We start from the raw sequence: 20,080 nt of genomic DNA on the forward strand, positions 1-20,080 counted from the left end.
CCAGAGGAATGAGAACCACAGCATGACGATTGCTGCCCCGACCGAGACCCTCCCCACCGTGCCGCACTGGATCGACGGCGCCGAGTTCCCGTCGAGTTCAGGGCGCACAGCCCCCGTCTTCGATCCCGCTCGCGGCGTCGCGACGAAGAATGTCTCGCTCGCGGACAGCGCCGATATCGAGGCCGCGATCTCCTCGGCCAAGGCCGCATTCCCCGAGTGGCGCGACCTGTCGCTTGCGCGACGCCAGGCGGTGCTCTTTAAGTTCCGGGAACTGCTGGAGGCGAAGAAGGGGGAGCTGGCCGAGATCATCACCTTCGAGCACGGCAAGGTGCTCTCTGACGCGCTCGGTGAGATCAGCCGCGGCCAGGAGGTCGTCGAGTTCGCGACCGGACTCGCGCACCACCTCAAGGGCGAGTATTCGGAGCAGGTGTCGACCGGTATCGACGTGTATTCCACGAAGCAACCGCTCGGCGTGGTCGGCGTCATCTCGCCGTTCAACTTTCCGGCGATGGTGCCCATGTGGTTCTTCCCCATCGCGATCGCGGCGGGCAACGCCGTCATCCTCAAGCCATCGGAGAAAGACCCGAGCGCGGCGATCTGGCTGGCCAAACTCTGGAAGGAGGCCGGACTGCCCGACGGCGTCTTCACCGTGCTGAACGGCGACAAGGAGGCCGTCGACGGACTTCTGCTGAGTCCGGATGTCGCGGCGATCTCCTTCGTCGGATCGACGCCGATCGCGCGCTACGTCTACGAGACCGGCACCGCGAACGGCAAAAGGGTGCAGGCTCTCGGCGGGGCGAAGAATCACATGCTCGTTCTTCCGGATGCCGATCTCGATCTCACTGCCGACGCGGCGATCAACGCGGGATTCGGTTCGGCTGGTGAGCGTTGCATGGCGATCTCGGTCGTCGTCGCCGTGGAGCCGGTCGCCGACGAGCTGATCGAGAAGATCACCCAGCGGATGCACACCCTGGTCACCGGGGATGGGCGTCGCAACTGCGACATGGGTCCCCTGGTCACGGAGGTCCACCGCGACAAGGTGGCCTCGTACATCGAGGTGGCCGAGCAGGACGGCGCGACGATCGTGGTGGATGGTCGCGGCGTGCAGCCCGACGGCGACCCGAACGGATTCTGGCTCGGCCCGACTCTCGTCGACCGCGTGCCCACCACCAGCCGGGTCTACACCGAGGAGATCTTCGGCCCGGTGCTCTCGGTGGTGCGCGTCTCCAGTTACCAGGAGGGTGTGGCGTTGATCAATGCCGGGGCTTTCGGCAACGGCACCGCGATCTTCACCAACGATGGCGGAGCGGCGCGTCGCTTCCAGAACGAGGTGCAGGTGGGAATGATCGGCATCAACGTGCCGATCCCGGTGCCCGCGGCCACCTTCTCGTTCGGCGGCTGGAAAGCCTCCCTGTTCGGTGACACGAAGGCACACGGCGCCGAGGGCGTGCGGTTCTACACGCAGCAGAAGGCGATCACGAGTCGATGGCTCGACCCCTCGCACGGGGGAATCAATTTGGGGTTCCCGCAGAACTGAGCGCGGGCGGGTCAGCCGCGCACGACCCGCAATCGCAGCCACGACGCGAACGACTCGATCTCTGCCTCGACCGCTGAGCGGGTCACCCTGTCGAAGGGTTCGTCCTCGTGCACGCGGTGGACGAGGAACCGCCCGGTGTCACGCTCGGACCGGGCATCCACTTTGCCCACCAACCGGTCGCCGTGCAGGATCGGCAGCGCGAACTGGCCCCAGATGCGGGTCTCTGCCGGCTTGTACATCTCGAGCGCGTAGTCGAATTCGAACAGTCGGACCACCCGCTGCGGATCGGTCATCAGCCGGTCGAATGGCGAGAGCAGCACGGTGCGTCCCTCGAACGGTCGGTCGAGCTGGGCGGGATCGACCCGCCACTTGCCCGGGACCCCGTCGATGGTGGCCGGCTCGCCCACCGGCACGGTGCCGTGAAGTTCGGTCGGCGACACGGCGATGCTGTCCCGCATGATTCCGCAGGCCGTGAGCAGCCGCTCACTGCGGATGCGGCGGGCCTCGAGGGCCGGCACTTCGGGCACCGCCGCGAACACCCGCTCGGCGAGGTCCCAGATGCGTAGCCTGCCGGCCCGGCCCACCACCGCGAGCTCGCCGGCCATGTGCAGGCATTCGAGCATCTGGGTCACGTTGCGGTTGTTGGTCCAGCCGGTCGACGGCCAGGGCGCGACCGCCTCATCCGGGATGTCGCGTGAGGTCTTCGGCCCCTCGTCGGCGATGCGATCGAGGATGCTTCGGGCGAAGGCGGCGTTGTCGTCCATCCAGCCGCGGGTCTTGGTGCGATCGGCCCAGGTGCGCATGCCCGCGAGGTACAGCCCCAGGTCGGACATGGGCCGAAGCATCCATCCGCGCTCGAACAGCGCTCCCTCGCTGAGCGCTCGCTCCGTGTCGACGGGGCGGTAGGACGATCCGAGACGCGACCAGCAACTGTGATCGGCGGCCGGGGCGATCGTGGTGGTGAGCTCGACCCTCAGCATGGCGATGCCCTGCACCAGCTCGAGAAGGTCTTTGGGCACGGTGGCGTCCAGAAGGGCGGCGCGCACGGCGATCCGCCGGGCTTCCGGTCTCGTGAGGGTGATGACTGCCACCGGTCAACGGTAGTCCGAGGCATCCGGATCCGGCCAGCAGTTGCGAGTATCGGGTTGGTCGGCGCAGTTAAGAACCCTCTCATGCAAGCCTCCCCTCCGTCTCATCCGAGGCTCTCAGACTCGACCTGTGGCCGACGAGCCACACAGCCGCACCGCCTGAAGCGGTGATTCTGAGAGGCCAGACAATGTTCACCACCAAGAAGACAGTCACCATCGTGGCGCTCGCCCTCGCCGGCGCCCTGTCGGTCGGCGCGGTCGCGTCGGCGCAGGCCCAGAGCGGCCCGGCGGGTCGTGCCGAGGACCGCACCCCAGCCACCTCCGTGTCTCCCGCCCCGGTCAGCGACGACAACGGCCTTCGCGGCGATGGCACGGCCGACGACTCGGGGATCGCAGCGACACCGGGCACCACCCCGGCACCGGTGCCGTCGTCCGGTTTGCCGACGGATGCCGATCACCCCCAGGGTGACGACAGCATCGGTCGGGTCGACGACGCCGACAGCGACGAGGCCGACAGCGACGAGGTGGCTGAAGACGTCGGCGAGGACAGCCACTCCGGTGCCTCGGATGACGGCGTCGGACACGACATCGGCGACGATCATGGCGATGCCTCGGGTCACGACTCGGGTAACAACTCGGGTCACGACGCGAGCCACAGCGGATCCCGCCACTAACCGCACAATCACCGCCAGCAGCGCCACACAGCAGCGCCACAGCAACGGGCTATCGACTCTCCAGAGCCGGTAGCCCGTTGTGCCGATCCCGGAGACTGTCTCCGCCAGTACTACGTTGCATGACAGCGAAGATCGCGTCGGCCCGCCGAAGGCTGGATGCTGGAGCGATGACACTCGAGGCGGCCTTCTCCCTCGACATCAGCCGCGCCGGAAGATCCTCCGTCAAGTGGACACGGTACGCGCCGGATGTCATCCCCCTCTCGGTCGCGGAGATGGACTTCAGCGTGGCCGCCCCCATCACCGAGGCGATCGTCGAGCGCGTGCGGGCCTCCGACTTCGGCTACATCGATGCACCCGGCCCCCTCGCCGGCACCTTCGCCCGGTTCGCGCGCGAACGGTGGGGCTGGCGGGTGGATCCCGATCGTGTGCGCGTGACCACGGATGTGAGTGCCGCGATCGTCGAGACGTTGCGCTACGGCATCCCTCGCGGTGGTCGGGTCGTGATCAACCCTCCCGTCTACACGGCCTTCTATGACCTCGTGGAGGAGGCCGATGCGGTGCGCGTCGACGTGCCGCTGCTCCAGAGTGGACCGGCATGGACCCTCGACCTCGCCGGCCTCGAGCGTGCCTTCGCCGACGGGGCTGATGCCTTCCTGCTCTGCAACCCGCAGAATCCGCTCGGTCTCGTGTTCGACCGGGAAACGCTCGCCGCGGTCGCGGAGCTTGCCGCCCGGTACGACGTGCTGGTGATCAGCGACGAGGTGCACGCGCCGCTAGCGCATCCCGGGCAGGTGTTCGTGCCGTTCCTGGAGGTGGGCACAGCGTTCGGAGTGCGATGTATCTGCGTCACCTCAGCAAGCAAGGGCTGGAACCTGGCCGGTGCGAAGTGTGCGCTCCTGGTCGCGGGCGATGATCGATCGCTCGCCGTGCTCGACCGTTTTCCCGAAGAGGTGACCTGCCGCACCAGCATCCTCGGCCTCCACGCCAACATCGCCGCCTTCACCTGCACCGACTGGCTCGACGACACCATTCGAATCATCGTCGACAACGACTCTCTTCTGGCCGGGCTGATCGAGCAGCAGTTGCCGGGAGCGGTATACCACCGCCCGAGGGCGAGCTATCTCGGCTGGATCGACCTGCGCGCCTTCCGCCTCGGTGCCGACCCGGCAGCGCTGCTCATCGACAGTGCCCGCGTCGCCCTCAACTCCGGTCACAGCTACGGCGAGGCCTACGACGGCTACGTGCGCATCAACCTGGCCTGCGATCCACAGCTGCTCATCGAGGCGGTGCGCCGTATCGGCGCGACGCTCCGCGACCTCAGGACCCGGGGCTGAGCACCGTCGCCACCCGGTCCCACCAGGCGGCGCTCGCCGCGCGCTGGGTGTCGGCGATGGTGCGGCCGGCCGACGTCATCTCCACCCGATCGGCCCAGACCCGGGCCAGCAGCTCCGGACCGTCCCCGGCGAGCAGTGCCGCGACGGGCAGGATGCCGTGCTGCCCGAAGTTCTCCAGCGCGCCGGTGAGCTTCACCCGGGTGTACTCGTCCACCGTGATGCCGATGGTCGAGACGCCCGCCGGCACGGCGAAGACCGCCGGGTGGTAGCGGCTGGTGACCACGAGCGAGGCCGAGCGGGCGATCCGGGCGGCGCCCGGCGCATCCGGAGGCACGACCGCCAGCACGCGCTGCGAGATCATCTGCGCCATCACCCGCTGGTGAACCACCGAGTCGCCACGTACCCGGGCCTCATCGAGCGAACCGAAGTGGGCGAGGAAGACGATGTCGAGGTCCGTGGTCTCGACGATCTCGTCCAGGAGGTCGGCGATGGCTGCGGTCACGGCGTCGCGATCCGCATCCCCCACATGGTTGGCGAGCGTGACGACGCAGATGGGCAGTGCAGGAAGCGTCTCGTCGAATAGGAAGCTGGCGTCATCCGCGCCGAGTCGCAGCCGGTCGGCGGGCACGTCGAGGCTCTGCGCCACCGCGAGCGAGGCGGACTCCCGCACGCTCACCAGCTGAGCGAGACCGAGCAGGCGTGCAACGAGCGCAGAGTCCTCCTCAGAGAGCTGCGGCCCGAGGGTCTGGCCGCTCACGACGAACGGTTTGCCGAGGGCCTCCGCGATGCCGGCGATCGCCAGGCGTTCGAAGATGTGGGACGGCCAGGTGGAGGCGAGGTTGCCGCCGCCGGTGACCGCGACACCATCGCTGTCCCGGATGGCGTCGATCACGGCGAGCGCGGAGTCGTCGTCGGCGAGCAGGTCGGTCTCGCCCGCGGCGGTGCGCAGCACGCGGTCGAGGCGGTCTTGCTGAGCGGCGCGGCCTCCCGCGGAGGGCGCGAATCCGATGCCGCGGATGGCTTCGATCCCGAACCCGTCAGCGCTGTAGCGCGCGATCGTCTCTGACGGGTTCGCGGAGATGGCCACGAGGGAATCGAGCCCGCGTGCGCGTATCGCGTCGACGAATGCCTCGAACATCGCTTCATCGCCGATGTGGATCATCTCGTCGATCACTCCGACGTCTCCGATTGCTACTACGCGCACCTGTGTCTCCGAATGTCTTGAGGGGCGTCGCACCGCGCGAGCCCTCACCACGCTAGCCGAAACGACGCCGGTTGCCGCACGGTGGCCTCGGCTACCACGCGTCGAATACCCAGCACAAGCCCATCGTTCTATCAGCCGGATCACGCTTATCATCAGGGTTGTGGGCATCCAGACATCTTTAGACGCAGTGCTACGGGCGGACCGGGTCGTCGACTCGATGCGCCTCGCCGACGACCTCGCGTTCGAGGCCAGTCGCGACGGTGGTGCCCGCACGGTTCGAGTGCTCACGTCCGCACTGAACAGCGAGGACCAGCTCGCCGCCATCGCCGCGACCCACGCCCTCGCGCAGATCTTCGACGAGCAGGCGGACATCGCCCTGTCGCGGCTGCTGTCGAGCAGCCGTGGATTCATGCGCGAGCACGCCGCTTGGGCTCTGAGCCTGCGACTTCCGCGCTTCGACACCGTCGGTCGGCTCATCGGACTGGTGTCCGCCGGTGGATTCGGCGGGATGCTCGCCCAGCGCACCCTCGAACAGTGGGGATCCCCGGTCGCGGAGCATGTGGCCATCGGGCTCGAGTCCGCGTTGCTCGGAGTTGAGGAGCCCGGCGCGCGATACCGGCTGGTGGAGACTCTCGGCCTGGTGCGCAAGTCCGTCGCGACCCCGGCACTTCTGCGCATCGCCACCGACATCTTCGAAGAGGAATCGGTGCGCGTCGCGGCGGTCTCCGCCCTCGGCCAGCGAAACGGGGATCGCGAGATCCTCGCGGTGCTCGACGAGCTGGCGCGGTCGGAGGGGTATCTCGCCGATGTCGCGCGCCTCTCCCTCGTCGACCTCTCCGCGGAGTCAGCCCCTGTCGACACCGAACGTCGTGGCCTCACGATCGCCCAGCTCTTCCTGCACGCCGACCTCGACGCCGGTCTGACCCAGGCCGGCAGCGGGGACAACGGCGGCATCGCCACCCTGCTCGTGCGCCTCGGGGATGCCCTGGTCGCCAACGAGGACGAGTCCCCCCGGGTCGAGCGTGTCATCACCCTGTCACGCGGATCGGTCGACGAAGCGCTGAAGAGCGTCGTCGACATGGGTGCCGGTGCGTGGGGTCACGATTACGGACGGGTGCCCCTGCTGAGCGAACCGGTGCAGTCCGCCAGCGCCTGGCCGCTGCGTGTGGCCGCGCGCCGGGGCATCCGGCGCATGTTGCGTGCCGCGGGCGGAGTCGACCTGCTGCATCTGCGGATGGCAGACGTCGGCAGCCTCGCCGCCGCCGATGTCGCCCGCGAGCTCGACATCCCCGTCGTCTTCACTGTCGCGCCCGACCCGCACGCGGTCATCCACTCCCTCGACCTCTCCGGTCGTCTCACCCGGCAGAATTTCGGGGAAGTGGACGAGGTCGAACACTTCTGGTTCCGTACGCACCTGGTGCAGCAGCTCGCCGCGAACGCCGCCCACACCGTGCTGTTTCCGCGTCCCTCGCTCGAGCTCGACATGCGCGAGCTCGTGGGGATCGACATCACGGCGCATCCGGAACGCCACACTATCGTGCCGGAGGGCATCGACCTCGAGGTCGTGGACCGGGCCGTGGTCGAGAGTGCTGGCCATGCGGCCGGCCAGCCCGCGAGCCCTGCCCTTCAGGAGCTGCGCGAGCTGCTCGCCGACCTGCCCGAGCATCGGCGCGACCTCCCGCTTCTCGTCAGTGTCGGTCGCTTCCACCGGGTGAAGGGCATGGCCACGATCGTGGATGCCTGGGCCGACGGTCCGCTCGCCGATCGGGCGAACCTGCTGCTGATCGGCGGAAACCTGGTGGATCCGTCTGCCGACGAACGTGAACAGCTCGAGCTGATGGACGCCATCGTCGCGCCGGAGGACCGGTCGGCCGCGGGACTGGTGCTTTCGGGCCATCGCCGCAACGACACCGTCGCCCGGTGGGTCGCCGCCGCCCGTTTCGGGCTGCCCGGACTCGCCGCCCCGCGGGGGATCTACGTCTGCGGAAGCCTCAAGGAGGAGTTCGGCATCGCGCTCCTCGAGGCGATGGGTTCCGGACTCCTCGTCGTGGCCCCGGACGGCGGCGGCCCGGCCACCTACGTCGAGCGCGGTGTCACCGGCTTTTTGACCCCGACCTGGGATGTCGCGCTGCTTCGCTCGGCGATGGTCGAGGCCCTCGATGCCTCCATCGCCGAAGAGACCGTCGACCGCGCCGCGGCCTCCCGGGACACGGTGGAGCGGAGCTTCACGATCCAGGCGATGGCGCGTGCGCTGTCGAATGTGTACCAGGGAGTGCACGACGAGGAGAGTGAATCGCGGGGCTGGTCGTTCGCGGCACTGTGAACGGGATGACGCTGTGAAGGGAACGACGCTGTGAGGGGAACGACGCTGTGACGCTCCTCATCATCAGTCCCGACTACGCCTCGCACCTTCTTCCCCTCGCCACCCTCGGCACCGCGTGGCGTGATGCCGGCGAGCGGGTGGTGGTGGCCACCGGCCCCGCCACCGCAGACATCGTCGAATCCTTCGGCTTCGAACGCGTGAACCTCCAGCTCGGCAAGGGCTCGAACCCCGGAGTGATCCGGGCCGAACAGCAACCCACCGGGGAGGACGACGCCCTGCGCGGCTTCTTCGACGCGACCCGGCGCGGAATGGTGGAGACACTGGCCTTCCAGGCCGAGGCGCGACTCAGCGATCTCATGTGGGAGCCGGTGCGCGTGGCCCGGGAGGTGCAGGCCGTTGTCGCACAGATCCAGCCCGACGCGATCATCGTTGACCACCTGGCCTTCAGCGCGCGGCTGGCCCTGGTCGCCGCGGGTGTCGCCTATGCGGATGTCGTGCTCGGGCATCCATCCGCCCTTCCCGTCGGCGATGAGGTCTACGGCTTCCCACCGGCCTGGCCCGCGGTGTTCGACCCGACGGCCGAGGAACTGCGGATGCTGCGCGACCTCTGCGACCGGGTGAGCGAGTCCTTCACCGCCGAGTGGAACGCCGCCCTTGCCGAGCTGGCGCCGGATGCGCCACCTTCGGCAAGCGCCTTCGGCGAGCACGGAGAGCTTCTGCTGCTCAACTATCCGGCCGAGCTCTCTCCGCCCGCCCGCACGGCGATCCTTCCGCCACACCGCTTCCTGGGTTCCGCGGTGCGCGAGGAGGCGCGAGATCCCGAGGTCGACGCCTGGCTCGCGGGGAGCGATGAACCCTTCGTCTACGTGAGCTTCGGCAGCTTCCTCTCGGTGCGCGCGGATGTACTCGCCCGCGTGTGCGACGCTCTCCAGCAGGTGGGCGTCCGTGGTGCGATCGCCATCGGGTCCGCCGACCGCTCCGAGTTCGGGAATTTGCCGGCGGAGTGGCTCGTGCGCGAGTTCCTTCCCCAGGTGACCCTGCTCGAACGGGCCGCCGCCGCCGTCACCCATGGCGGCAACAACAGCGTCACCGAGTCGATGACGGCGGGGGTGCCGCTGGTGGTGCTGCCGTTCTCGACCGACCAGTTCGCCGGGGCGGCAGCCCTCGAGGATGCGGGATTCGGCATCGCCCTCGCCCCGAACACCGCGACGGTGGACGAGCTGGCGGCAGCCGTGCGTGACGCACTAGAGCTCCCTGCCCGTGCGGCGCTAGCGTCGCTTTCTGCGGGATTGCGTCAGGAGGCGGGAAGCCGCCGGGCCTTCTCTGCGGTGGCGTCGGTTCCAACGAGCTGACGCATCGCGGCCCGACTGGACCGGGCCTCGCGGTACTGCTCCATGAGGGCGGCGTTCGCGTCGTACTGGTCGCCCTCACGCGCCTGTGCCGCATGGTGAAGCGCGTAGACGACTCCCTCATGGCGGCGAGGCGCCTCGTCGAGAAGGGTCTCGTGCGCCACATACCAGGCCGCATCTTCGAAGCCCCACCCGCGGAATCTCTCGTCCTGGCCGCCGTGGCTCCACCAGCTCTGCGGTGTCGTGATGTAGACCCCGGAGCACGCGCCGTTCACGAGCTCGAATTCACACTGGTCCAGCGGGATGCCCTCGGTGAACTGTGCGGTACCGGCTGTCCCGAGCCAGTGGTAGCGGGTGTAGGGAAGGTGTACGAGGCCGGAGGTGGATGCCGCGGCGATCGCCTCGAGCAGGGGTTCGAGCTGGGGAATCGTATCGGCGTCGTTGATCACGACGACCTCGCCAGCATCCTCGATCGAGTTCATTCCGAGGTTGCGGCACCTCGCCAGATTGAAGATCTCGTCGTCGGAATCGATAGTGCGGATGTCGACGTCACCGAGGTTGCGCACGTACCAGTCCACGACCGCGTCGATGGCCGCAAGCCGCGAGGGCTGGGGACGCCAGGGGATCAGAACAGTGAGCACAATCAAGCATAAGTGTGCCGCGATGCGCGTGTGTACAGTCCGCCCCTTAGTCCCCTGAGGGCTGGCAATCAAGGGTGCTTCGAGAACCCATCCCCACCCTTCTTTTCCCTCATCATGGAACTCATACGCGAATGAGGAGAAGGGGTGCCGGATGTCGGTCAACGTGCGCGAGATGGCTTGCAGCCCAGAGGACGTCTTCGCGGTGCTCGCCGACGGATGGGTGTTCACGACCTGGGTGGTGGGTGCCGCCCGCATGCGGGACGTCGACGAGAACTGGCCCGCCGTCGGTTCTGCCCTCCAGCATTCCTTCGGAGTCTGGCCGGCGCTCATCAATGACGAGACAACGGTGCTGGAATGCGACTCGCCCCGCCACCTGGTGATGCAGCCGAAGGGATGGCCGCTGGGGGAGGCGCGGGTGGTGATCGATGTGAAGCCCCGCGGGCGCGGATGCGTCGTGCGCATCGAGGAGTACGCCGTCGCGGGCCCGGCCTCGTGGGTGCCGCGCCCCCTGCTCGACGTGGCGCTGCATCGGCGGAACGCCGAGACACTGCAGCGTCTGGCTTTCATCGCCGAGGGTAGGTCCGACAACGGGGCCCCGATGGGGGAGAGGGCGAAGGAGCACTGACGCGGCAGCCGTTATCGGCGGCATCGAGGCCCCGCCGGCCGCTTCCGAGCACACGAAAGCCCCCGGCGCCGGAGCGTCGGGGGCTTTCGCGATGCGGGCTGGCGCCTGAGTTCTAGCGGCCCAGGATCGAGCCGAGGTCGACGCTCTGGGTGACCCCATCGATGATTCCGGTGGTGTCGACGAGGTCGCTCAGGGAGTTGCTGGCCGAGGTGCCGTTGCCGCTGCCGTTGGCGACAGGGGTGTCATTGCCGGAGGCAACCGGAGCGGTGACCGGAGCGCTGATCGGAGCGGAGACGGTGTTGCCCGAGGCGACCGGCGCGGCGACATCGTTGCCAGAGGCCACGGCGTTGCCGCTGAGCACATCGCCGACCTGGGGTGCGACGACGACGGGGGACTCGTTCGATACGTTGCCGGCAGTCGCGCCGTTGACGATGTTGTCCAGCGCATCGTTGAGGCTGCTGAGGCTGGTCGCGCTCCAGAGGCTCGTCGTCGAGTTCGACGACTCGGTGGAGGTCGAGTCGTGCGAGGTGCTCGCCATGGCGGGGCCAGCGGCTCCGATGGCGAGAGCCGCAGCGGCAGCGATACCGGCGGTGGCGAACATGGTCTTCTTCGTGAATGCGTTCATGGTGATGAACTCCTCTATCGAATCGGTGGACCGGATATTTCCCGGCCGCAGTGGTGATCCGGCACCACCCCCGAAACGGATTGTCGATGACCTCTCGACACCCGTTTTTAAGGGGCGTCTCGAGTTCTGTCTGGGACTTGCTGGGAGCCCGCTGGCCCATATCGGCGGCGACCACGCCGCCAGAGCGGCGCAAAGCTCCGCAAACGCTGAGAGCGTCGTCGCGTGGCTCGTGATACAGGCGCCGATAGTCTGAAGTCCTATGACAACCGCATCCGCCAGCCCTGCGTTCACCGTCTCCACCGAAGTCGCCGAGGCCCTGGAGAATGGGCGCCCCGTTGTGGCTCTAGAGTCGACGATCATCTCCCACGGGCTTCCCCGTCCGCGTAATCACGAAGCAGCCCAGGAGTTCGAGCAGATCCTGCGGGATGCCGGGGTGACGCCGGCGACCATCGCGGTGCTCGACGGGGTGCCGCAGATCGGGCTGGATGCCGAGGGCGTGCGCCGCATCGCCGAAGAGGATCTCACCAAAGCGAGCGTGCGGGACCTTCCCGTGCTCGCCGCGGCGGGGGCATCCGGGGCGACCACCGTCGCTGCCACCGCGCACCTCGCCGCTCTGGCCGGAGTGCGGGTCTTCGCCACCGGTGGTCTCGGCGGGGTGCACCGCGGAGCCAGCGCCACCTTCGACGAATCGGCCGACCTCTCCACACTCGCCGTCACCCCGGTCACGGTGGTGAGTGCCGGCGTGAAGTCGGTGCTCGACATCGCCGCGACCCTCGAGCGGCTCGAGACCCTCAGCGTGCCGGTGGTGGGCTACCGCACCACCATCTTCCCGAGCTTCTGGCTCACCGAGTCTGCGTACACGATCGACTGGTCGGTCGATTCCGCCGCCCAGGTCGCCGCGATCATGCGCAGCCAGGATGCCCTCGGCCACGGCCAGGGGATCGTGGTCGCCAACCCGATCCCGCGCGAGCAGCAGTGGGATCCCACTGAGCACGACCGGGTGCTGATCGAGGCGCTCGCCGCCGCCGATGAAGCCGGAATGCACGGCAAGGCCGTTACCCCGTTCCTGCTCGGGTACATCGTCAACGCCTCGGAGGGCCGCAGCCTCGAGGTCAACCTCGATCTCGCCCGCAACAACGTGCGATTGGCCGCGCAGATCGCGATCGAATGGTCGGCGCTTGTCTGATCTCCTCGCCAACTCTCGCCGAATCGTCGTTTTCGGCGATGTGGTGGACGACGTGGTGGTGGTGCCGGATGGCGCCATTCGCGACGACACGGACACGCCGGCATCCATCCGCAACCGGGCGGGCGGATCCGCAGCGAACGCGGCAGCGTGGATGGGCTCGCTCGGGGCATCCGTCGACTTCATCGGCCTGGTCGGAGCGGATGATGTCGCGCGGCACAGCGCGCTCCTCGCCGACAGCGGCGTCACCCCGCACCTCTCGGGGCACGACGAGCTGCCGACGGGCGCCATCATCGTGATCGTCGCGGGGGAGCGGCGCACCATGCTCACCGAGAAGGGTGCCAACGCGGAGCTGTCCCCGGACTCCGTGCCCAATCGCTTGCTCGCCGGCGCCGCTGTGCTGCACTTCACCGGCTACAGCGTGTTCTCCCAGTCCGACCAGGCCGCGCTCCGCGGCCTGCTGCAGCGCGCGAGCGCTCTGGGAGTGAGGGTCTCGGTCGACCCGGCCTCCGCGGGGTTCATCACCGACTTCGGGGTGGAACGGTTCCTCGACACCATCGATGGCGCCCACCTGTTCTTCCCCAACCTCGAAGAGGGCAGGGTGCTCACGGGCCTCGACGATCCGATCGAGATCGCCGAGCGGCTCGGCGAGCGCTTCGAGATCGTCGCCCTCACCCTCGACACGGCCGGCGTCGTGGTGGCCGAACGCGGCATGCCGACGACGATGGTCGCTGCCATCCCGGTGACCGTCGTCGATCCGATCGGGGCGGGGGATGCGTTCGCGGCCGGATTCCTCGCGGCCTGGGTGTCCGGAGCCGGGGCGATGGCCGCGGCGGCGGCCGGCGCGCGCGCCGGGGCCATCGCCGTGGCGACGATCGGCGGGCGTCCGAGGAGCTAGCCCGACTCTCCTGCCCGTTTCACCTGCTCGTACGCCGCGAGCGCGAGGTCCCGCGACTTCTTCAGGTCGACGATCGGCTGCGGGTAGTCGTCGGTTCCGAGCTCCGGAAGGTACCGGCGCTGATAGGCCCCGTCGCGATCGAATTTCTCCGCCTGCAACAGGGGATTGAAGATGCGGAAGTAGGGTGCGGCATCCGCCCCCGATCCGGCGACCCATTGCCAGTTGCCCGGATTGCTGGCTTCGTCGGCGTCGACCAGGGTGTCCCAGAACCACTGTTCGCCGATGCGCCAGTCCACGAGCAGGTTCTTGATGAGGAAGGATGCCACGACCATGCGCACCCGGTTGTGCATGTAGCCGGTCTGCCAGAGTTCGCGCATCCCGGCGTCGACGAAGGGGATGCCCGTGCGGCCCTGCTGCCAGGCCTCGAGGTCACGCGGGTCGGGAGCCTGCCACGGGAAGGCGTCGAAGTCGGCACGGAAGTTCTTCTCGTGCAGGTCCGGCGCATGGAAGAGGATGTTCCAGTTGAACTCGCGCCAGCCGATCTCGCTGAGGAATTTGGGTGCGTTGCGACGGGCCGCGGCGTCGAGCTCGCCCCGCTGGGTGCGCTGCCAGACCTGGAACGGACTGATCTCGCCGAACCGCAGGTAGGGCGAGAGGCGGGAGGTCGCCTCGCCCCCCGGGGCATCCCGAGCGGTGTCGTAGTGGGCGAGGTCGTGGGCGGCGAAGCGCTCGAGCTGTGCGAGGGCGCCGCGTTCGCCGGGAGTCCAGGCCTCCCGGATGCCGCCCGCCCAGTCCGGCCGGGTGGGCAGCAGTGCCCAGTCGCCAACGGAATCACTGTCGACGCCTTCCACCCCGTCGAGGGACGTGGGCTCGGGCAACGGCTCTCGCGGAGGAGCGGCGGCGAGGCAGGACTTCCAGAACGGGGTGAACACGCGAAACGGGGTACCTGATCCGGTGGTCACCGTCCACGGTTCGTGCAACAGGTTCGCCTGGAAGCTCTGCACGGTGAGACCGAGATCGCGAAGGCTCGACTTCAGTGCGGCATCTACCTCCCGCTGCGGGCCACCGTAGCGGCGGTTCCAGAAGACCGCTCCCGCAGCGATGTCCGACACCAGACGGGGCAGCTCGACGGCGGCAGCGCCCCGTCGCAGCACGAAGGTCGCTCCGATCTCGCTCACGGAGGCCGCGAGAGCCTCGAGGCTGTGATGCAGCCACCATCGGCTCGCCGAACCGAGGGGACGGATGCCGCGGCTCTGCTCATCCAGCAGGTAGAGCACCACGACCGGCGCCCCCCGCTCGGCCGCTGCCGTGAGGGCGGGATTGTCGGCGACCCGGAGGTCATCGCGCAGCCAGACGATCGTCGGTGAAGTGGCGGGATCTCGCGGCGGTGTCATGCCCTCCACAGTACGAGATACCGGGCCGGCGGCCGGTATTCCACTACGGTGTGCAGGAGGGGGTGTCATGACGACGATGCCGACACCGGGCGAACCCGACGCGTCGACGAGCGCGTCGGATCAGGCGCGCCTCCGCCGAGACAAGGTGCGCGTCGCGGTGCTCGTCTGGCAGCTCTGCGAGCAGCACAGCATCCGGGCCCTCGCCGCCGGCGGCACCATCTTCGCGCAGCTCGGCCTCGTCTCCCCCCGCGTTTCTCCGACCGCGACCGTGATCGTGGAGCCGATTCACCAGCTCCACCTCATCCTCGCTCTCGAGGGGGTCGGCTGGTCACGAAGCTCCCCGGGTTACACCAGGGGCTTTCTTCCTCCGGTCTTCGTGCGACTGGTCCATCCCGCGGTGGTCTGCCCGATAGACGTGTACGACATCTTTCCGGGCTTCTATGTGCCACCGGCGGAGGCATTCGAGCAACTCTGGACGAGAAGAGTCGAGCTTCCCATGGGAGGCATCGGTGTGCCATCACTCGACCGGGTGAGCACGATGCTCGTTGCCGGTCACGACCAGCTCGGCACCCTCGCGCGCGATCGTCGTGCCGTATCGCACATCGACTACTTCGTCTCGATGTTCCGCAACAGCCTCACCCCGGAGGAGCAGGACGAGGTCGTCGCGCTCGTGGACGCGGTGCAGGGCCATGAGCCCCTTCGGCCCTTCCTCACCGCGATCGGCCGGGCGCACAGGGAGATCACCCTTCCCTCCGAGATCTACTGCCAGGTGCGGCTCGTCGTGGACCGGGTGAGCGACCCGATCATCTTCGCGGTCGCCCTGTTCGAGTCTCCGCCCGGCCACCGGGGAGGGCCCTTCTGGAGCATCACGAGACGGCATCCCGCGAGAGTCATCCGGGCGCTGCTCGCGGCTCCGCGGTCGATCGCCATCATCGTCGGGTCGAGGGCTCGACAGCGGCGTCAGCTGGAGGCCCGACCCGCGCACGAATAGGTCTCCACGCTCCGGCGGGACAATCTCCGGCGCAGCTGATGGTTCCGCTCGCGTCACGGCGGAGAGCCGTGAAGAGACTCTCTCCGTGCTTCTTGAAGCCGGGGAGGGGCCGCCGATGACGGGCTCGCTCGACATCTGCCAAGGGGTCCACACTTCCGCCCCAGGTTTGACTCCCCGACTGCCGTCTGTCTAATGTAAGTACATCGTGTACGTATAAATTGCAGGTCAAGACGTGAGGAGATTCGCCATGGCAGCCGAATCGCAGTTCAGGCCGCACCTCCCCCTGGTCGCGGAAACGGATTCTCCTGATGCGTGTGCCTCCCGTCGCGACGCTGCCGCAGAATGAGGCCGTGACCTTGCTTTCTGCCGGAATCGTTGCCGACGACCTCACCGGCGCTGGCGACTCCGCGGTGCAGTTCGCCTCCCTCGGCTGGCAAACGCGGCTCACACTCGGCGAACCAGTTGCGATCACGGCGACACCCGGATCGGTGGTCGCGGTGGTCACGGACTCCCGTGCCATGCGAGCGGATGCGGCGCGAACCTGCACCACGGATGCCGTGATGGCCCTGATCGGTGCGGGCATCGACCGTCTCTTCGTCAAGATCGACTCGACCATGCGCGGCTCGGTCGACAGCCAGGTGCGTGGCGCCCTCGATGCCTGGACACATCGGCATCCAGACTCCGTCGCCGTCGTCTGCCCCGCCTACCCGGGGATGGGGCGAACAGTGGAGGGCGGTCTCCTCCTGGTGGATGGCGCAGGAGTCGAGACGACCTCCGTCGGCCACGACCCGGTGACCCCCGTGGCCACGAGTGCCCTCGCCGACCTTCTCCCCGGCGCGGTAGCCATCCAACTCGCGCAGGGGGGAGCCTCGCAGCTCGCCCTCCTCATCGCTGCCGCCGAAGCGCGCGTGGTCACCGTCGACGCTTCGACCGATGCTGACCTCGCACTGCTCGCCGCGGCCGTCGAGTTGCTGGGAGCACGGGCGGTTCCGGTCGGCTCGGCCGGCCTCGCGACCCAGATGGCGAAGGTCTGGAGAAGAGGGGCGGTGGAGGCAGGCCGCGGGGCGGCGTCAACCTCGCGGGTTTCCGCCGGTCCGGCCGTGGTCGTCATCAGCTCGCTGCACGATGTCTCCCGCGCCCAGCACGCACACTTGCTCGAAACCTCAACCGGCGTGCTCTCCCTCACCCCGGGACTCGAGGAAATACTCAGCCCCGACGGCGACGACGGGATGACGGCGTGGATTCGGGCGAACGTCAAGCACGGATCGTCCGCTGCGGTCGTCGTCATTCTCAGCCCCTCCGCGCAGACGGCCCAGTCAGAACTCGCTCCCGTGCGCATCGCGGCGGCGCTCGCCGCGATCACCGACGCCGTCGTAACCCGCTTCGGCGTTGGATCGCTGGTGCTGATGGGCGGCGAGGGTGCGCGCGCGGTGCTCGACCGTTTCGATGCCGAGTCCCTGGTCGTCTCCCGCTCGATCGGGGAGGGAACCCCCGTCTCCGTCATCGACGGAGGGCGCCTGCACGGCCTCACTGTCGTGACCAAGGCTGGCGGCTTCGGCTCGACATCCGCTCTCACAGATCTTCTTCCCGAACTGCTCAAACAACCCAAGCAAGGAGCATCGTCATGACTATTCCCCGCCTCGCCCTCACTCTCGGTGACGTCGCCGGAATCGGCCCCGAGATCACCGCGAAGACCCTTCTCGGCCACGACGACCTGCGCTCCCGGTGCATCCCCGTCGTGATCGGCGACGAAGCGGCCATGCGTCGAGGCGTCGTCAACGTGGGCGGCGACCCCGAGAAGGTCATCGTCATCCCAGCGGTCTCCGAGGCGCTCAACCTCCCGGGCACGATCGAACTCATCCAGACCGGGCCCTCTCTCGCAGATGTCCCGCTCGGCGAACTCAGCCCGGTCGCCGGTGACGGCTCCTACCGCTTCGTCGTCGAGGCCTGCCGCCTCGCCCGCGAAGGACAGGTCGACGGGATCGTCACAGCGCCCCTCAACAAGGCGGCGATGCACGCCGGCGGGCACAATTGGCCCGGGCACACGGAACTGCTAGCCCACGAGTTCGGCGTGCAGAACTTCTCGCTTGTACTCTCGGCCGGCGAGCTGTACTTCTTCCACCTCACCACTCACGTGTCGATGCGCACCGCAATCGAGAACATCACGGTCGAACGGACTCTCAACGTGCTCGAGCTCGCTGGCGCGTTCGCCAAGTCGATGGGAACCCCGGACGAGCTCATCGGCCTCGCAGGCTTAAACCCACACGCCGGTGAGAATCGGCTTTTCGGTGATGAGGATGCCGACATCCTGGCCCCCGCTGTCGCGACCGCTCGTGAACGCGGACTCAACGTCGTGGGCCCCCTGCCCGGAGACGCGCTGATCCCCGCAGCCGTCCGAGGCAAGTACAAGCTCGTCGTCGTCTGCTACCACGACCAGGGGCACGCGCCATTCAAGGCCGTCTACGGGGATGACGGGGTCAACATCACCGTTGGACTGCCGGTAGTCCGCGTATCGGTCGACCACGGAACAGCATTCGACATCGCGGGCAAGGGAATCGCCCGGGAGGCCAGTCTTGTACTGTCGTTGGAGCGAGCGGCTCAGCTGGCACCCGGGTGGGACCACGTCTGGCGCACCGCGCAGAAGATGGACGTTCCCGCCTAAGGAGTTTGTGCATGTGGCTTGACGAGCTCGCCGATGACGCGGTCGACCCCACTCGGAGAGTACCGCTGCACGCGCAGCTAAGTGCTGTGTTGCGATCTCGGATCACCGACGGATCGCTGCCCGCGGGCTCGATGCTGCCGACCGAGGCTGAGCTCACGGAGAAGTTCGGGATCTCCCGCTCTGTCGTTCGTCAAGCGCTACTCGCCCTCACCGGCGACGGCCTGGTGCTGCGAAGCCGCGGCCGCGGCAGTGTCGTCGCTCCGCCCGGGGAGCACCATCGCCTGGTGCAGCGGATGTCTGGGCTCTCGACGCAACTCGACGAAGTCACCACCGAGGTGCTGTCCCTCGCCCCTGAGCGGGACGCTCTTGCGGAATCCACGCTCGGAGTCCGCGAGGTCGTCGCTCTCCATCGACTACGCTCGGCCGCCGGCTCACCTATCGCCCTCATCCACACCTGGTTGCCCTCTACCCTTGCGCTATCCCCGGAGGAGCTCACCAACGCATCGCTGCACTCACTGCTGCGACGCAAGCACGGCATCTCCATCGTGACGGGCCGACGGCAGGTGCGCGCGGTCGCAGCATCCCCGTCCCAGGCTGAAAGCCTGCGGGTGGCGGTCGGGTCGCCGTTGCTGCTTCTTGAAGGCACCAGCTTCGATGCGGCGGGCCTCCCGGTCGAGATGTTCCGCACCTGGCATCGGGCGGACAGGGTCGTGTTCGACCTCGATGTGGTGAAAGGCGATATCGCGGAGCCTTCGACGATGACCGGCTCTCCTCAGTCCCATCCGGGCATGACGTCGAATCTGGGCGTCGCCGACCGCGCCCGCGCGCTTGCGCTCGACCTCCAGGTTCTCGCCGAGGACCTGGGTTCGCACGCCCCCGGGATGCGCCCCGGCGACTAGTTACCGGAGAGCCTCAGCCGGTCGCACAGCTCGGTGAGCGTCTCGAGCTCGGTCACGGTGAGGCTGCCTCCCACCCGCTCGGCGATGGATTCGATGTGGCTTCGCGCCACCCGCCGGAAGAGTTCGAAACCGGCCGGGGTGAGGGCCACGTTCACCCCGCGCGCGTCGTCCTGGTCGTGGGACTTCGCCAGCAGTCCGCGTGCGGTCAGCCGGTCCACGAGACGGCTCACGCTCGGCTGGGTGAGAAGCAGGTGTCGGTTGAGATCCTTCATGCGCAACTGCTGTCCGGGCTGGCGGGACAGGTTGAACAACACGTCGTACTCGTTGAGCGAGAGTTCCCCGCTGGGGAACTCCGCGTTCAGGTACCGCATCACCGACACCTGGGCGCGGAACAGCGCTTCCCAGGCGGTGACCGCCGTCGTCTTGTCGCTCACGGGCCTCCTCTCAACCCGAGTGCAACTCTACGGAAGGGGAGTGCTCATGACCGGGAGGCGGAGGTGCGAATCGGGCCTTAAACAGGATTGAGGGTCGGTTTCAGAGGCGAGAAACCGACCCTCTCCCTTGCACCAAGAGTGTCCTGCAATCACATTCCGCAGAAGCTGCCACAGCAAACAACTTCTGCTCTTGAACTGTATAACAGCACGGTAACGAAG

Annotated in this window: 19 protein-coding genes; 13 read left to right on the top strand and 6 right to left on the bottom strand. The window is 68.0% G+C overall.

Features of this window, described 5'->3' with window-relative positions; translation table 11 throughout:
* Positions 1 to 22: 22 nt before the first annotated feature.
* The gene (locus VLI63_RS08960; protein WP_409156511.1) at positions 23 to 1,537 is read left to right on the top strand and encodes a CoA-acylating methylmalonate-semialdehyde dehydrogenase; all 1,515 of its coding nucleotides are present in this window, start codon (positions 23 to 25) and stop codon (positions 1,535 to 1,537) included.
* Between the two features lie 11 nt (positions 1,538 to 1,548).
* Here VLI63_RS08960 and VLI63_RS08965 read toward each other — a convergent pair whose 3' ends face one another.
* Entirely contained in the window at positions 1,549 to 2,628 is a 1,080-nt protein-coding gene (locus VLI63_RS08965; protein ID WP_409156512.1) for a DNA glycosylase AlkZ-like family protein, read from the bottom strand.
* 185 nt (positions 2,629 to 2,813) lie between these two features.
* Between VLI63_RS08965 and VLI63_RS08970 the strand changes: the two genes are divergently transcribed.
* On the top strand, positions 2,814 to 3,299 hold the full coding sequence (locus tag VLI63_RS08970) for a hypothetical protein (RefSeq protein ID WP_409156513.1): 486 nt from the start codon (positions 2,814 to 2,816) through the stop codon (positions 3,297 to 3,299).
* Between the two features lie 119 nt (positions 3,300 to 3,418).
* The gene (locus VLI63_RS08975) at positions 3,419 to 4,633 is read left to right on the top strand and encodes a MalY/PatB family protein (protein WP_409156514.1); all 1,215 of its coding nucleotides are present in this window, start codon (positions 3,419 to 3,421) and stop codon (positions 4,631 to 4,633) included.
* Here VLI63_RS08975 and VLI63_RS08980 read toward each other — a convergent pair.
* On the bottom strand, positions 4,617 to 5,837 hold the full coding sequence (locus VLI63_RS08980; RefSeq protein WP_409156515.1) for a polysaccharide pyruvyl transferase family protein: 1,221 nt from the start codon (positions 5,835 to 5,837) through the stop codon (positions 4,617 to 4,619). The genes VLI63_RS08975 and VLI63_RS08980 overlap by 17 nt on opposite strands.
* Positions 5,838 to 5,997: 160 nt before the next feature.
* Here VLI63_RS08980 and VLI63_RS08985 point away from each other — a divergent pair, with 160 nt between their 5' ends.
* Entirely contained in the window at positions 5,998 to 8,160 is a 2,163-nt protein-coding gene (locus VLI63_RS08985; protein WP_409156516.1) for a glycosyltransferase, read from the top strand.
* A 47-nt stretch (positions 8,161 to 8,207) separates the two neighbouring features.
* Positions 8,208 to 9,512, top strand: coding sequence for a glycosyltransferase (locus VLI63_RS08990; RefSeq protein ID WP_409156517.1), 1,305 nt, complete (start codon positions 8,208 to 8,210; stop codon positions 9,510 to 9,512).
* Here the strand turns inward: VLI63_RS08990 and VLI63_RS08995 are convergent.
* The gene (locus VLI63_RS08995; protein ID WP_409156518.1) at positions 9,455 to 10,150 is read right to left on the bottom strand and encodes a hypothetical protein; all 696 of its coding nucleotides are present in this window, start codon (positions 10,148 to 10,150) and stop codon (positions 9,455 to 9,457) included. The genes VLI63_RS08990 and VLI63_RS08995 overlap by 58 nt on opposite strands.
* Positions 10,151 to 10,301: 151 nt before the next feature.
* On the opposite strand from VLI63_RS08995, the gene VLI63_RS09000 reads away from it, so the two are divergent.
* Positions 10,302 to 10,775, top strand: a complete 474-nt coding sequence (locus VLI63_RS09000) for an SRPBCC family protein (protein WP_409156519.1) — start codon at positions 10,302 to 10,304, stop codon at positions 10,773 to 10,775.
* Positions 10,776 to 10,887: 112 nt separating this feature from the next.
* Here the strand turns inward: VLI63_RS09000 and VLI63_RS09005 are convergent, their stop codons facing one another.
* Positions 10,888 to 11,400 (bottom strand): hypothetical protein, encoded by a 513-nt coding sequence (locus VLI63_RS09005; protein WP_409156520.1) that lies wholly within the window; start codon positions 11,398 to 11,400, stop codon positions 10,888 to 10,890.
* Between VLI63_RS09005 and VLI63_RS09010 the strand changes: the two genes are divergently transcribed.
* The 3 genes from VLI63_RS09010 to VLI63_RS09020 are packed head-to-tail and all read left to right on the top strand — an operon-like array spanning position 11,375 to position 13,481.
* Positions 11,375 to 11,653, top strand: a complete 279-nt coding sequence (locus VLI63_RS09010) for a hypothetical protein (RefSeq protein ID WP_409156521.1) — start codon at positions 11,375 to 11,377, stop codon at positions 11,651 to 11,653. The genes VLI63_RS09005 and VLI63_RS09010 overlap by 26 nt on opposite strands.
* Positions 11,654 to 11,659: 6 nt before the next feature.
* Positions 11,660 to 12,586, top strand: coding sequence for a pseudouridine-5'-phosphate glycosidase (locus tag VLI63_RS09015; RefSeq protein WP_409156522.1), 927 nt, complete (start codon positions 11,660 to 11,662; stop codon positions 12,584 to 12,586).
* Positions 12,579 to 13,481 (top strand): carbohydrate kinase family protein, encoded by a 903-nt coding sequence (locus tag VLI63_RS09020; RefSeq protein ID WP_409156523.1) that lies wholly within the window; start codon positions 12,579 to 12,581, stop codon positions 13,479 to 13,481. The genes VLI63_RS09015 and VLI63_RS09020 overlap by 8 nt, the downstream gene beginning before the upstream one ends.
* Here the strand turns inward: VLI63_RS09020 and VLI63_RS09025 are convergent.
* Entirely contained in the window at positions 13,478 to 14,875 is a 1,398-nt protein-coding gene (locus tag VLI63_RS09025) for a cryptochrome/photolyase family protein (RefSeq protein ID WP_409156524.1), read from the bottom strand. The genes VLI63_RS09020 and VLI63_RS09025 overlap by 4 nt on opposite strands.
* A gap of 67 nt (positions 14,876 to 14,942) precedes the next feature.
* Between VLI63_RS09025 and VLI63_RS09030 the strand changes: the two genes are divergently transcribed.
* The 4 genes from VLI63_RS09030 (at position 14,943) to VLI63_RS09045 (ending at position 19,427) form a co-directional block, all read left to right on the top strand.
* Positions 14,943 to 15,866 carry a hypothetical protein gene (locus tag VLI63_RS09030; RefSeq protein ID WP_409156525.1) on the top strand — a complete coding sequence of 308 codons (924 nt, stop codon included), beginning with the start codon at positions 14,943 to 14,945 and terminating at the stop codon, positions 15,864 to 15,866.
* A gap of 350 nt (positions 15,867 to 16,216) precedes the next feature.
* Positions 16,217 to 17,494: a four-carbon acid sugar kinase family protein gene (locus VLI63_RS09035; RefSeq protein WP_409156526.1), complete on the top strand. Its 1,278-nt coding sequence runs from the start codon at positions 16,217 to 16,219 to the stop codon at positions 17,492 to 17,494.
* The gene (pdxA, locus tag VLI63_RS09040) at positions 17,491 to 18,528 is read left to right on the top strand and encodes a 4-hydroxythreonine-4-phosphate dehydrogenase PdxA (RefSeq protein WP_409156527.1); all 1,038 of its coding nucleotides are present in this window, start codon (positions 17,491 to 17,493) and stop codon (positions 18,526 to 18,528) included. The genes VLI63_RS09035 and pdxA overlap by 4 nt, the downstream gene beginning before the upstream one ends.
* Positions 18,529 to 18,539: 11 nt before the next feature.
* Positions 18,540 to 19,427: a GntR family transcriptional regulator gene (locus tag VLI63_RS09045; protein WP_409156528.1), complete on the top strand. Its 888-nt coding sequence runs from the start codon at positions 18,540 to 18,542 to the stop codon at positions 19,425 to 19,427.
* On the opposite strand, the gene VLI63_RS09050 is transcribed toward VLI63_RS09045, so the two are convergent.
* Positions 19,424 to 19,861, bottom strand: coding sequence for a MarR family winged helix-turn-helix transcriptional regulator (locus tag VLI63_RS09050; protein ID WP_409156529.1), 438 nt, complete (start codon positions 19,859 to 19,861; stop codon positions 19,424 to 19,426). The two genes, VLI63_RS09045 and VLI63_RS09050, sit on opposite strands and share 4 nt — an antisense overlap.
* Positions 19,862 to 20,080: the final 219 nt, after the last annotated feature.

The organism is Lacisediminihabitans sp. H27-G8 (genome assembly GCF_046156175.1).
Lineage (GTDB): Bacteria > Actinomycetota > Actinomycetes > Actinomycetales > Microbacteriaceae > Lacisediminihabitans.